The organism is Diaphorobacter sp. LI3 (assembly GCF_022807955.1).
GTDB classification, from domain to species: Bacteria; Pseudomonadota; Gammaproteobacteria; order Burkholderiales; family Burkholderiaceae_C; genus Diaphorobacter; species Diaphorobacter nitroreducens.
In genome coordinates, this window is sequence record NZ_CP094346.1 from 29236 (window position 1) to 42453 (window position 13218).

8 protein-coding genes are annotated in these 13218 nt (G+C 69.3%); 4 read left to right on the forward strand and 4 right to left on the reverse strand.

Features of this window, described 5'->3' with window-relative positions:
• Window positions 1-186: 186 nt before the first annotated feature.
• A complete protein-coding gene (locus MRB47_RS00165) occupies window positions 187-3873 on the forward strand; it encodes an EAL domain-containing protein (protein ID WP_411275718.1) in 3687 nt (1228 codons plus the stop codon).
• Window positions 3874-3930: 57 nt separating this feature from the next.
• On the opposite strand, the gene MRB47_RS00170 is transcribed toward MRB47_RS00165, so the two are convergent.
• Window positions 3931-4734 (reverse strand): IclR family transcriptional regulator, encoded by an 804-nt coding sequence (locus MRB47_RS00170; RefSeq protein WP_252101552.1) that lies wholly within the window; start codon window positions 4732-4734, stop codon window positions 3931-3933.
• Window positions 4735-4976: 242 nt separating this feature from the next.
• On the opposite strand from MRB47_RS00170, the gene MRB47_RS00175 reads away from it, so the two are divergent.
• On the forward strand, window positions 4977-5948 hold the full coding sequence (locus MRB47_RS00175; RefSeq protein WP_088887998.1) for a tripartite tricarboxylate transporter substrate-binding protein: 972 nt from the start codon (window positions 4977-4979) through the stop codon (window positions 5946-5948).
• Window positions 5949-6286: 338 nt separating this feature from the next.
• Here MRB47_RS00175 and MRB47_RS00180 read toward each other — a convergent pair whose 3' ends face one another.
• Window positions 6287-6892, reverse strand: coding sequence for an acyloxyacyl hydrolase (locus tag MRB47_RS00180; RefSeq protein ID WP_252101553.1), 606 nt, complete (start codon window positions 6890-6892; stop codon window positions 6287-6289).
• 126 nt (window positions 6893-7018) lie between these two features.
• On the reverse strand, window positions 7019-7651 hold the full coding sequence (locus MRB47_RS00185) for a Spy/CpxP family protein refolding chaperone (RefSeq protein ID WP_220638230.1): 633 nt from the start codon (window positions 7649-7651) through the stop codon (window positions 7019-7021).
• 312 nt (window positions 7652-7963) lie between these two features.
• Between MRB47_RS00185 and MRB47_RS00190 the strand changes: the two genes are divergently transcribed.
• The gene (locus tag MRB47_RS00190; protein ID WP_047350746.1) at window positions 7964-8941 is read left to right on the forward strand and encodes a recombination-associated protein RdgC; all 978 of its coding nucleotides are present in this window, start codon (window positions 7964-7966) and stop codon (window positions 8939-8941) included.
• A 72-nt stretch (window positions 8942-9013) separates the two neighbouring features.
• Here the strand turns inward: MRB47_RS00190 and MRB47_RS00195 are convergent, their stop codons facing one another.
• Window positions 9014-10366 carry a dicarboxylate/amino acid:cation symporter gene (locus MRB47_RS00195; protein WP_252101554.1) on the reverse strand — a complete coding sequence of 451 codons (1353 nt, stop codon included), beginning with the start codon at window positions 10364-10366 and terminating at the stop codon, window positions 9014-9016.
• Window positions 10367-10535: 169 nt separating this feature from the next.
• Between MRB47_RS00195 and MRB47_RS00200 the strand changes: the two genes are divergently transcribed.
• Window positions 10536-13190, forward strand: coding sequence for a PAS-domain containing protein (locus MRB47_RS00200; RefSeq protein WP_252101555.1), 2655 nt, complete (start codon window positions 10536-10538; stop codon window positions 13188-13190).
• Window positions 13191-13218 lie beyond the last annotated feature (28 nt).

Consider the following 13218-nt stretch of genomic DNA (forward strand, 5'->3'; position numbering starts at 1 on the left):
CACATCCGCCCGCCTTTCGGGCAAGAAGCGCCCGCCATGTTCTTCCGACACCCCGCCGCGCCACCGCCGAGCCCCTTGGCCGGCGCCAGCCTGGGCAGATCCTGATGCGCGCCATGGCCCGGGCCGTCTCTCGCTCCTTCCCGCAGCGCCATCCCGGCCGCGCGTGGGCATGACACGCAGCGCGCCATGCCTATCAGCGATTCCACCGGAACTCCGTCAGCCCACCCGGCCGAGGCAGGAGGCCCGGCCGCAGCGGTGCAGGCGCACGACGAGGCGGCGGCGCATGCACTCCTGCTGCAGCTCCAGCAACTGATCACAGACCTGCAGCTGCCCCTGGAGCACGTCCTGGCGCAGGCCGCCCAAGCCGCCTGCGCGATCACGGGCGCGGTCGGGGCAATGATCGCGTTGCGCGAAAACGATGCGCTGGCCGTGCGCGCCAGCGTGGGTGCGCCGCCCCTGCCGGCGATCGGCACCCGCGTGCCGCTGGACGCCTGCGCATCCTGGCAGGGCATGGAGCAAGCCGCACGCGCGGGCCTACAGGCAGCCACGGACGCCCCCGCGCAGGATGTGGGAAGTGCGCAGCCCCCCCACCGGCGGGTCAGCATGCCGCTGGGCAGCGGCGCGCTGCTCGCGGGCCTGCTCCAGGTGAGGGTGCCCCGGGGCGCAGCGCTGGAGGCGCAGCATCTGCTGCACCTGCGCATCCTGGCCGAATCGCTGGGCGCCATGCTGCAGTTGCGGCGCGTGGACGCGCAGCTGCGTGCGTCCGAGCAGCAGTACCGCACGCTCTTTGCCGAACATCCGCAGCCCATGTGGGTCTGCGACCGCGACAGCCTGCGTCTGCTGGCGGTGAACCACGCCATGGTGCGCCACTACGGCCATGCGGAGCAGGAGCTGCTGGGCATGGAGTTGCGCGCGCTCTGGTCCGCGGAGAACCAGGACGCGGCCACCTGCGCACTCGACATGCTGCGCCGCGAAGCCCATGCACCCGGGTCTCCCGCGTCCGCACCACGGCTGTGGCGCCACGCGCGCAAGGACGGCGCCGCCCTGGACGTGGAAGTCGTCGTGGGCGACACGGACTTCGGCGGGCGCCCGGCGTGGCAGATGCTGGCCAGCGACGTGACCGAGCGCTGCCGTATCGAGGACGAGCTGGCGCGCGTCAACCGGGCCAAGCGCATGCGCGGCGCTTGCAGCGAGACACTGGTGCGTGCCACCAGCGAGTCCGATCTGTTGCACGCCGTGTGCAGCGTGGCCGTGGAGATCGGCGGCTACCGCATGGGCTGGGTGGGCATGGCGCGCGACGATGCGCACAGGCGCATCGAGCCCGTGGCGCACGCGGGCGTCGCCCAAGCCCATGACTACACCGAACACCTGCACCTGAGCTGGTCGGCGCAGGAGCCGGGCGGCAACGGCCCGGCAGGCGTGTGCGTGCGCACCGGCCGCACGGTGATCGTGCACGACGTGCACCACAGCCCGGCTTTCAGCCACCTGGCGGACCGCATGGCCCAGCTGGGCTTTCACGCCGTGGTGTGCCTGCCGCTGCGCAACGCCGAGCGCACCTTCGGCCTGCTGTACCTGTATGCGCCCGAGGTGCTGCACCTGGGGGTGCAGGAGACGCAGTTGCTGGAGGCCATGGCCGCCGACCTGGCGTTCGGCATCGAGAACCTGCGTGCCCGCGCGGAGCAGCAGCGCCTGCAGGCCACGTTGGTCAAGGTGGCCACCGCCGTCTCGGCCAGCGTGGGCGCGGCGTTCTTCGACCATCTGGCGCAGCACATGGCCGAGGCGCTGGGCGCCCAGGTGGCCTGCGTGGGCCGCTTCCTGCCGGCCGCCCCCGGGCAGGCGCGGCGGGCGGTGGCGCTGTCGCACGTGGTCGATGGCGTGGCCCAGCCCAATGCCGAATACGTACTGGAAGGCACGCCGAGCGAGCGGCTGCTGACCCAGCGCTCGCTGGTCATCCGCGACCGTGCGCGCGAGCGATTCCCGCGGGCGCCAGTGCTCGCGCGCACCGGCGCGCGCAGCTACGTGGGCCAGCAGCTCACAGCCAGCGACGGCACGCCCATCGGCATGATCTTCGTGGTGTTCCGCCAGGCGCTGGAGCGCAGCCGCTTCGTCAGCAACACGCTGCAGATCTTCGCCGCGCGCGCGGCCGCGGAACTGCAGCGCCAGACGGACGACCAGCGCATCCGCCAGCAGGCATCGCTGCTGGACAAGGCGCGCGACGCCATCATCGTGCGCGACCTGGAGCACCGCATCACGTTCTGGAACGAAGGCGCAGAGCGCATGTACGGCTGGTCGCGCGAGGAGGTCCTCGGCCGCTCCATCGCCACGCTGCTGTACCAGAACCCGGAGGACTTCCTGCGCGCCACCCAGCAGGTGATGCAGCACGGCGTGTGGAGCGGCGAGATCCTGCAGTGCGACCGCGCGGGCCGCACCCTCGAAGCCGAGGGCCGCTGGACGCTGGTGCGCAACGACCGTGGCGAGCCCGAGTCGGTCCTCGCGATCAACGCCGACATCGGCACGCGCAAGCACCAGGAGCGCGAGATCCAGCGCCTGGCCTTCTTCGACCCGCTCACCCACCTGCCCAACCGCGTGCAGCTGCTGGACCGCGTGGACCAGGCCCTGTCCGAGGCGCAGCGCCTGGAGCAGGGCGGGGCGCTGCTGTTCATCGACCTGGACAACTTCAAGACCCTCAACGACACGCTGGGCCATGACCAGGGGGACGAGCTGCTGCAGATCGTGGCGCAGCGGCTGAACACCTGCGTGCGCAGCGCAGACACGGTGGCGCGCCTGGGCGGCGACGAATTCGTGGTGCTGGTGGAGCAGCTCAGCGCGCACAGCGACACGCTGGCGGAGCAGGCGGGGGCCGTGGGCGAGAAGATCCTCGCCGTGCTCAGCGCCCCCTATGCGCTCACCGGGTACCCGTACCGCAGCACGCCCAGCATCGGCATCGCGCTGTTCAACCACGCGCCCACCACGGTGGGTGAACTGCTCAAGCAGGCCGACCTGGCGATGTACCAGGCCAAGACCGCGGGACGCAACACGCTGCGCTTTTTCAACCCGAGCATGCAGCATGCCGTGGCCGAGCGTGCCTCGCTCGAGGCGGACCTGCGCAACGCGCTGGCGCAGAAAGAGTTTCTGCTGCACTACCAGCCGCAGATCAATGCGCGGGGCGCGATCGTGGGCGTGGAGGCGTTGCTGCGCTGGGCGCACCCGCGGCGCGGCATGGTGTCGCCCGGGCAGTTCATTCCGCTGGCCGAGGAGACCGGCCTGGTGCTGCCGCTGGGGCACTGGGTGCTGCACACGGCGTGCTCGGTGCTGGCCGATTGGCAGCGGGTGCCGGCGCTGGCGCCGCTGACCATGGCAGTGAACGTGAGCTCGCGCCAGTTCCGCGATGCGGGTTTCGTGGACGACGTGGCGGGCGTGCTGGCCGCCACCGGCGCGCCGGCCTCCCAGCTCAAGCTGGAGCTGACCGAGAGCCTGCTGGTGGAAGACTTGGCCGCCACGATTGCCACCATGGCGGCGCTGCGCGCGCTGGGCGTGGGCTTTTCGCTGGACGACTTCGGCACTGGCTACTCGTCACTGGCCTACCTCAAGCGCATGCCGCTCGGGCAGCTCAAGATCGACCAGAGCTTCGTGCGCGACCTGCTCACGGACCCCAACGACGCGGCCATCGTGCGCACCATCATCGGCCTGGCCGCCAGCCTGGGCCTGGAGGTGATCGCCGAAGGCGTGGAGACCAGCGCGCAGCGCGACTGGCTGGCGCACGCCGGCTGCGCGGTGTACCAGGGTTACTTTTTCAGCCGACCGCTGCCGCTGGATCTGCTGGAGCAACTGCTGCACGACCGCATCGCCGCAGCCCGCACGCCGCCTCTTTAAGCCCAATTGGCCTCTAGCGCTTGTCCAGCAAGCGCTGACAGCTATTTAATCGATAGCTTACGCTTCCTCGCTGCGCACGAACGGCTCCAGCCCCTTGACCATGCGTGCGAACTGCGGGCCGATCTCCTGCTCCAGCAGCGCGCGCGGGAACTTGCTGGCCGAGCCGCCTGCGTTGAAGCTGATCACGCGGCCGTCGGGCTGGCGGATGGCGGCGCCCACGCCCGCGATATCCGTCTGCCAGTCGCGCACCACCACCGTGAAGCCCCGCGCCCGCCAGTGGGCACACCCGGTCTCGATGGCCTGGCGCAACTGCGGCCAGCGCTCGCCCTCGGCCTGGCGGATCTCGGCCAGCAGCCGCTCGCGCTCGCGCGGCTCCATCACGGCCAGCAAGGCGTGGCCCATGGCCGTCTCCGCCACCGGAAGGCGCGCGCCCAGGTCCAGCCCCAGCGACAGCGGCGTGCCCGAGCGGCAGTTCTCCACGTACAGCACCGACAGCCCGTTGCGGATGCCCAGCGACACCGAGATGTCGTAGCGGTCCGCGAAGTCCTGCATGTAGGGCCGTGCAATGCGCCGCAGCCGCAGGTTGGACACCATGGTGATGCCCAGTGCCGCCAGGCTGTCGCCCAGCGCGTACTTGCCGCTGTCGTGCGAATGGCGCAGGTAGCCCAGCACGCACAGCGTGTAGGCCAGGCGCACCACCGTTGGCTTGGGCAGGCCGGTGCGCGCGGCGATCTCGGCATTGGTGAGCCATTTTTCGTCCACCTGGAAGCACGCCAGCACGTCCAGCCCCCGGGCCAGCGCGGTCACGAAGCGCCGGCTGTCCGCGCCTTCGTCGAAGTCGATGTTCCGTGTGCGCGCCATTCCCACTCTCCAGGTAAATTTCTCTTAGCGGAATTATTTCATCGCAACTTTTCTGCACCGGCTCATGGATTTCCCTAGCGAGAAGGGTTTTTCATCAGGGCGATACTGAAATCACGCCACTTCTCCCGTGCCTCCATGAATTTCGCACAGAGAAACCACGCTACCTGAAGGCCTCCACAGCACACGGCCTGCACAGCGGGTTGATCGCAGCGCCGGAGGTCATAGACCCAAGGACTCCCTCCATGACCCATGCTTTGCTCAACCGCCGCACCCTGTCCCTGCTGCTGGCCGCCGGCTGCGTGGCCGGCCCCGCGCTGGCGCAACCCGAGCGCTTTCCCAGCCGCCCGATCAAGGTGCTGATCGGCTTCACCGCCGGCGGCTCGACCGATGTGCCATTCCGCGTGCTGGCGGAGAACGCCTCCAAGATCCTGGGCCAGCCCGTGATCATTGAGAACAAGCCCGGCGCCGGCGGCGTGCTGCCTGCGCAGATGATGCAGAGCACCCCGGCCGACGGCTATACGCTCGCACAGGTGCCGCTGCCGGTGTTCCGCCTGCCCTACACGCAGAAGATCAACTGGAACCCGGCCACCGACCTGCAGTACGTGATCGGCCTGGCGGGCTACGCCTTCGGCCTGGTGGTGCCCGCGGACTCGCCCATCAAGTCCATGCAGGACTACATCGCCTACGCCAAGAACAACCCCGGCAAGCTGAACTACGGCACGCCCGGTGCGCTGACCACGTTGCACCTGACGATGGAGAACATCGCCCTGCAGGCCGGCGTGACGCTGAACCACATCCCCTACAAGGGCAACTCCGAGTCGCTGCAGGCCGTGCTGGGCGGGCATGTGATGTCGATTGCCGACACGCCCGGCTGGGCGCCGTACGTGGAGCAGGGCAAGCTGCGCGTGCTGTCGGTCTGGGGGGACAAGCGCTCGGCCCGCTTCCCCAACGTGCCCACGCTCAAGGAAGTGGGCATCAACCTGGTGCAGACCTCGCCGTTCGGCCTGGTGGTGCCCAAGGGCACAGACCCGAAGATCGCCCAGGTGCTGCACGACGCCTTCAAGAAGGCCATGGAGATGCCCAACTACAAGGAGTCCCTGGCGAAGTTCGACATGGACACCTACTACATGGACAGCGCCACCTACAAGCAGTACGCGCTGGACACCATGAAGACCGAGAAGGTCATCATCGAGAAGCTTGGCTTGGCCAAATAACCCGGCTTGTAGGAAAAATGGCTGCTGGCGCTTGATGCGCAAGCGCTTGCAGCTATCAATAATGAAGCACACCGGCCGACGGCCTGACCCACGCGGCCATCGCCCCGGTTATTCATGAATGTGTCTATTACTTCATAGTGGTAGTAGTAGAGCCCGCGCCATTTTGTGGACAAGCCGCTTTTTCTGAATGGCGGCGCGTACTTGCGCTACTGCAAAGTCTGTGTCCCGGCACCGGGTCAAGTCCGGCCTGAAATGGGTACAACTGCGCCGGTGGGACGGGTGCTGTGGACAAGGCGCAGATGACCAGCGCCGCATCCCCAGGCTTGTCCACAGGCCGCTCAGAAGTGCAACGCGTAGCGCAGTTGCAGGAAGTTCTCCCCGGGATTCGGGCTCTTGATGCCGGCGTTGGACACGTGCTGCACGCTCAACATCAGCTCATGCTGGCGCTGTGCACCGAAATTGCGCCCCAGGCCCAGGTGCGAGGCAAAGTTGAAGCGGGTGCTGAACTCATGGTCCTGCACGCGGTAGCGGTGGCTGGCCACGGTGGCACCGATGCCGGCCTCCCAGAACCAGGGGGAACGGCCCTCGTCGGGGCGCAGGCGCAGCGTGGGCGCCACGCCCACCACCACGGCGCTGTTGTGCCCGCCGATGCCGTCAAAGGACCAGCGGCTCAGTGAAACATCCCAATGGCCGCGCAGCTCGCCGCCCCACAGCGGGCGGCGCCAGGTGCCCCAGGGCAGGGTGGCACCGATGGTGATGGTATCCGTCTGGCGCCGCGCCCATTCGCCCTGCACGTAGACCGAAGGGGCGTAGGCCCGGTCCTCTGACGGCTGCGCCAGGGCCGGTGGGGCCGTGAGGCACGCGGCGGCGGCCGCGAGAAAAGGCGCCGGGGAGAGAAGGAAGGTGCGCCGGAAAAAGGCGTTGCGGCGGGCGATGGTAGGCATGGTTGCGAGGTGTTGTTGTTACCTGAATATGTAACCACTGTATCCCCCCACTGCCCAGCCACCCTGTAGGCCGGAGCCGCAGCCCGCGGCCGGGCGCAGCGGATGCGCACCCGGCCCTGGGCCGGCTTACTGCGGCGTCAGCGGCGCGCCGGGAGCAGCGCCTGCGCCCGGGCCAGGGCCTTGGTGGCGCATGCCGCGACCGTCACCGCGGAAGTCGCCCCGCGCACCGTCCTTGCCCCAGCGCTTGCCCATGGGGTGGTGGTCGCCGCCCCAGTGGCGGTACATGCGCTTGCCTTCGGCGTCGAAGGTCTTTTGCTGCGCCGGCGTCAGCGTGCCATAGAAGGCCTTGACGGCGTCGCCGCGGCGGTCCATCTCGGCCGCACGCTGGGAGCGCAGCGCACGCATGCGGTCAATGCGCTCGGGCGTGGTGAGCTGGTCCATGCCTTGCCAATCCAGCCGCGCCTTGCGTGCGTCGGCGTCGGGCTTCATGGACTGCAGGAAGCTGTTCCATGCGGGCTCCTGCTCGGGCGTGAGCTGCAGCTTGCGCTTGAATGCCTCGGCGCGCTGGGCCATGTACTGCTCGCGCTGCTCGGGCGTCAGGGCGCGCTGGCGCGGACGCTGCTGCGCCTGGGATGCGCCTTGCTCGGTGGCGGCTGGGCCGGGGCCGGGTTGCGCCAGGGTGGGCACAGCCATGCCGGCGAGCACAGCGGCCGCCACGGCGGTGGCGGCCAGGCGCTGGGTGATCTTGAAACGGGCCATGGTGTTTCCTTTCTTGCTTCACACAGGAAGTGATGGGCGCCTGGTGGTCCACCCGAATGGGGGACACTGCACCCTGCGCTTGCAAAGCAGTGTGCGCCGCGTGTGTAACGCGCCCGTGAGCGAATTCTGCGCCTGTGTAAAGTTCTGCTATTCACCCGGCATGCGCCACCATGCCGGCTACAGTCGTTTTATGCCAATAGTGCCTCCAGCGCTTATCCAATAAGCGCTGACAGCTATCAAATCAGGACCATTCACCGCCCCGCCCGTCGTGCAGCCCTGGCGCGGGGCCGGCATTTCAAAAGGAATCTCCCCGTGTTCAAGAACATGATCGTGTACCGCATTGCCCCCGAGTGGCAGGTGGAGCTGACCCAGCTGGAGGAAGCGCTGGCCAAGGCGCCTTTCCAGGAGTGCGGCGCCACGCAGGAAAAGTCCAGCGGCTGGGTGCCCCCGCGCGGCGAGGCCCACGGGCTGCTGGCCGAGAGCGTGGGCGGCCACTGGATGCTGCGCTTCCAATGGGAAGCCAAGATGCTCCCGGCCACCGTGCTGGCGCGCAAGGTGAAGGAAAAGGCCGCGCAGATCGAGCAGCAGACCGGCCGCAAGCCCGGCAAGAAGGAAACCAAGGAACTCAAGGAAGAGGCCAAGCTGGACCTGCTGCCCATGGCCTTCACCAAGCAGGGCGGCACCTGGGTGTGGATCGACCCGCAGGCGCATCTGCTGGTGCTGGACACGGGCGCCCAGGGCCGTGCCGACGAGGTGGTGAGCCTGCTGGTGGAGCACCTGCCCGGCCTGTCGCTGGCGCTGCTGGACACGCAGACCAGCCCTCAGGCGGCGATGGCGCTGTGGCTCAAGGAGCAGGAGCCGCCGGCGGGCTTTTCCATCGACCGCGAGTGCGAGCTGAAGGCGCCCGACGAGACCAAGGCCGTGGTGCGCTACGCCCGCCACCCGCTGGACATCGAGGAAGTGCAGGGCCACATCGAGGCGGGCAAGCTGCCCACCAAACTCGCCATGAGCTGGGACGACCGCGTGAGCTTCGTGCTGACCGAGGGGCTGCAGCTCAAGAAGGTGGCATTCCTGGACACGGTGTTCGAGGGCCAAACGCAGGACGATGGCGGCTTCGATGCCGACGTGGCGATCGCCACGGGCGAGCTGTCGCAGCTGATTCCCGACCTGATCGCGGCGCTGGGCGGCGAGGGGCGCACGAGCCTGGGGGGCGCTGCTGCCGCCCCCGCACCAGCCGCCGGGGCCTTGCATGCTGCGGCCAGCGGCCCCGACGACGACGCGCCGTTCTAAGGGCATGAAAAAAGCCCACGCGCCGTTGCCGGTGCATGGGCTTTGGGGCCTGGCCTGAAGGCCGCTGCCGGATCAGGCCCGGTGGCGGGCCAGCACGAGGGGTTCCACCGCCCGTTCGGGCTCGGGCAGGAACTCGGCCTCACCGTCCAGCACGCGGTGCAGGCGGTCGGCATCCAGCGCGTTTTCCCAGCGCGACACCACCACCGTGGCCACGGCGTTGCCGATGAAGTTGGTGAGCGAGCGGCACTCGCTCATGAAGCGGTCCACGCCCAGGATCAGCGCCATGCCGGCCACCGGCACCTCGGGCACCACGGCCAGGGTGGCGGCCAGGGTGATGAAACCCGCGCCGGTCACGCCGGCCGCGCCCTTGGACGACAGCATCGCCACCAGCAGCAGCGCGATCTGGTGGCCCAGCGTGAGGTGCGTGTCGGTGGCCTGCGCGATGAAGAGCGCGGCCAGCGTCATGTAGATGTTGGTGCCGTCCAGGTTGAACGAGTAGCCCGTGGGCACCACCAGGCCCACCACGGACTTGCTGCAGCCGGCCTTCTCCATCTTTTCCATCAGCGAGGGCAGGGCGGACTCGGACGAGGAGGTGCCCAGCACCAGCAGCAGCTCGGCCTTCAGGTAGCGGATCAGCTTGAGCACCGAGAAGCCGCAGGCCCGTGCCACCGCGCCCAGCACCACCAGCACGAACACGGCCGAGGTGATGTAGAAGGTGAGCACCAGCTCGGCCAGGTTCACCAGCGAGCCCAGGCCGAACTTGCCGATGGTGAACGCCATGGCGCCGAAGGCGCCGATGGGCGCGGCCTTCATGACGATGTTCACCAGCTTGAACACGGGCTTGGTCAGGCCGTCCAGGAAGTCCAGGATGGGCTTGCCGGCGTCGCCCACCATGGCCAGCGACACGCCGAACAGCACGGCCACCAGCAGCACCTGCAGGATGTTGTCGCCCACGAAGGGGCTGATCAGCGTCTTGGGGATGATGTCCAACGCGAAGCCGGTGAGCGTCATCTCGTGCGACTTGCTCACGTAGCCCTTGACGGCGGTCTGGTCCAGCTCGGCCACGTTGATGTGCATGCCCGTGCCGGGCTGCATCACGTTGGCCACCACCAGGCCCACCACCAGCGCCAGCGTGGAGAACGTGAGGAAGTACGCCATGGCCTTGCCGAACACGCGGCCCACGGCGCTCAGGTGGCTCATGCTGGCGATGCCGGTGACGATGGTCAGGAAGATCACCGGCGCGATGATCATCTTGATGAGCTTGATGAAGGCATCGCCGAACGGCTTCATCGCCGCGCCGTACTCTGGCTGGAAGTGGCCCAGCAGTACGCCGATGATGATGGCGAACACCACCTGGAAATACAGTTGGCGATAGAACGGAAGCCGCACCGACGGGGCGGGGGCGGCAGAGGGAATGGCATGCATGCGGCGTGTCTCCGGAGGTCGAAAAAAAGACGCGCCAGGGCCGTGCAATGCCGCGCATCTTTGGAAGTCCGCGGTTGTACCCCTGCATCGCCGCCGCGCCGATAACCTATTGGTATTAGTCGCCCCGCCCGCCCCGCCCACGGACACCAAACCCAGAGACACTCCGCCCATGCCGCTACGCCGCCGCCGCCCGCTGCTCACCGCGCTTGTCGCACTGTTCGTGCTGGCGGGCATGGCCGTGTGCATGCTGCTGGCCAGCCAGTACGCGCAGCGCCGTGCGCTGCACGACGAAAGCCAGGGGGTGCGGCGCCAGCTCACGTTGTACGGCCAGGCGCTGGAGCAGCGCATCGACCGCTTTCGCACCCTGCCCGAGGTGCTGGCGCTGGACGCGCAACTGAGGGACGCGCTGACCCACCCGCTCACGCCCGCCGAGGTGGACGTGCTCAACCGCAAGCTGGAGCAGGCCAACGGCGCCAGCCATTCGTCCACGCTCACGCTCATCAACCTGCAAGGCCGCGCCATCGCCGCCAGCAACTGGCGCGACACCCCCAACAACGTGGGAGAGGACTACCACTTCCGCCCCTACGTGCAGCAGGCGCTGGCGCAGGGCCACGGGCGGTTCTACGGCATCGGCCTGACCACGGGGGAGGCGGGCTACTTCCTGTCCACGGCGATCCGCGGTGATGACGGGCAGACGCTGGGCCTGGTGGCCATCAAGATCCTGCTGACCGAGCTGGAGCGCGAATGGCGCCAGAGCCCCGACGTGGTGCTGGCCTCGGACGCGCACGGCGTGGTCTTCCTCGCCAGCCGCGACGCCTGGCGCTACCGGCTGCTGGCACCCCTCACGCCCCAGGCGCGCCAGGAGCTGGAGGCCACGCGCCAGTACACCGGTCAGCCCCTCACGCCGCTGGGCCTGCAGGTCGAGCGGCGGGTGGACGAAGGCACGGTGCTGGCACGCGCGCAGGAGCCCCCCTTGCCCGGCCCGCTGCTGTGGCACACGCAGGAGCTGGCAGGCACCGGCTGGCAACTGCACCTGCTGCACCACGCGGACAGCGCCATCGAGGCCCGCCGCTGGGCGGCCGGTGCGGCCGCGGGCCTGTGGCTGGCCCTGGCACTGCTGGTGCTGTTCGTGCGCCAGCGCCAGCGCCTGGCCCTGCTGCGCCAGCGCAGCCGCCAGGAGCTGGAGACCGTGCTGCGCCAGCATGCCCAGGAGCTGCGCACCGCGCAGGACGGCATCGTGCAGGCCGCGCGCGAAGCCGACACCGGCTTGTCGCGCAGCCTGCAGCACCTGCCGCAGGGCGTGGTGGTCATCGACCGCGACCTGAACCTGGTGGCGTGGAACTCGCGCTACGTGGAACTGTTTCGCTTTCCGCCCGAGCTGATGCGCGTGGGCACGCCGGTGGAGGCGCTGATCCGCCACAACGCGCGGCGCGGCCTGCTGGGCGCCACGCCCACCGAGGACGCCATCCAGCGGCGCCTGCAGCACCTGCGCAGCGGCAAGCCCCACCTGCATGAGAGCGCCAAGAGCGACGGCACGGTGCTGGAGATCCGCGGCAACCCGCTGCCCGACGGCGGCTTCGTGACCAGCTACGCCGACATCACCAGCTACAAGAACGCCGCACGCGAGCTGCGTTCGCTGGCCGACGCGCTGGAGCTGCGCATTGCCGAACGCACGCGCGATCTGGACGCCGCCCGGCGCGAGGCCGAGGCCGCCAACCGCTACAAGACCCGCTTTGTGGCCGCCGCGGTGCACGACCTGCTGCAGCCGCTGAATGCCGCGCGCATGTTCGCCTCGCTGCTGCGCGGCCACCTGCACGACGCCGCCGGACGCCAGGTAGCCGACAGCATCGACGGCGCGCTGGCCGCGCAGGACGGCATCCTCAACAGCCTGCTGGACATCTCGCGCATGGAATCGGGCCAGTTGGAGGTGCATGTGCGCGACTTCGCGCTCGGCCCGCTGCTGCAGGTGATGCAGCACAACTTCGGCATCATCGCCGCCAGCCGGGGCCTGCGCCTGCACACCGTAGGCACGCGCTACGCGGTGCGCAGCGACGAGGCGCTGCTGCGGCGCATCCTGCAGAACCTGGTGTCCAACGCCATCCGCTACACGCCCCGCGGGCGCGTGCTGATCGGCTGCCGGCGCCGCGGCAGGTACCTGCGCATCGAGGTGCACGACCAGGGCCCCGGCATTCCCGAGAGCCTGCAGCGCGAGATCTTCGAGGAGTTCCGCCGCCTGGGCGAGGGCCACAGCCAGGACGGCGACCGGGGTGCGGGCCTGGGGCTGGCCATCGTCGAGCGCCTGGGCAAGCTGCTGGGGCACGAGATCGGCCTGCGCTCGGAACTGGGGCGCGGCAGCGTGTTCTGGGTGTGCGTGCCGCTGGCCGATGCCGCTGCCGCACCCCGCCCCGCCGCCGCGGGCGCAGCCGCCCCGCCCGAGGGCGACCAGCCCCTGCAGGGCACCACGGCCTGGTACATCGACGACGACGCGCCCAGTTGCGAGGCCACCGGCGCATTGCTGCGCCGCTGGGGCTGCGAGGTGCCTTTGGCGGGCGGCCCGCAGGCGGCCCTGGACTTGGCCGCGCCCGGCAACGCGCCACAGCTGGTGCTGCTGGACGTGCGCATGGGGCCCTTCCACGGCCCCGACCTGTACGACCGGCTGTGCACCGTGTGGGGCCAGGCACCCTCGGTGGTGCTGGTGACGGCCGAGCGCAGCAGCACCCTGCGCCGCCAGGCGGCCGAGCGCGGCTGGGGCTACCTGCTCAAGCCCGTGCGCCCGTCCGCACTGCGCGCGCTCATCAGCCAGATGATGCTACGCAAACAGTAGCTGCTAGCGCTTGTCAGACAAGCGCTAG

Excerpts from the sequence above, each read along its gene's own strand:
- MRB47_RS00165 (WP_411275718.1), top strand. The coding sequence starts at position 187 with ATGCCTATCAGCGATTCCACCGGAACTCCGTCAGCCCACCCGGCCGAG.
- MRB47_RS00170 (WP_252101552.1), bottom strand. The coding sequence starts at position 4,734 with ATGGCGCGCACACGGAACATCGACTTCGACGAAGGCGCGGACAGCCGG.
- MRB47_RS00175 (WP_088887998.1), top strand. The coding sequence starts at position 4,977 with ATGACCCATGCTTTGCTCAACCGCCGCACCCTGTCCCTGCTGCTGGCC.
- MRB47_RS00180 (WP_252101553.1), bottom strand. The coding sequence starts at position 6,892 with ATGCCTACCATCGCCCGCCGCAACGCCTTTTTCCGGCGCACCTTCCTT.
- MRB47_RS00185 (WP_220638230.1), bottom strand. The coding sequence starts at position 7,651 with ATGGCCCGTTTCAAGATCACCCAGCGCCTGGCCGCCACCGCCGTGGCG.
- MRB47_RS00195 (WP_252101554.1), bottom strand. The coding sequence starts at position 10,366 with ATGCATGCCATTCCCTCTGCCGCCCCCGCCCCGTCGGTGCGGCTTCCG.
- MRB47_RS00200 (WP_252101555.1), top strand. The coding sequence starts at position 10,536 with ATGCCGCTACGCCGCCGCCGCCCGCTGCTCACCGCGCTTGTCGCACTG.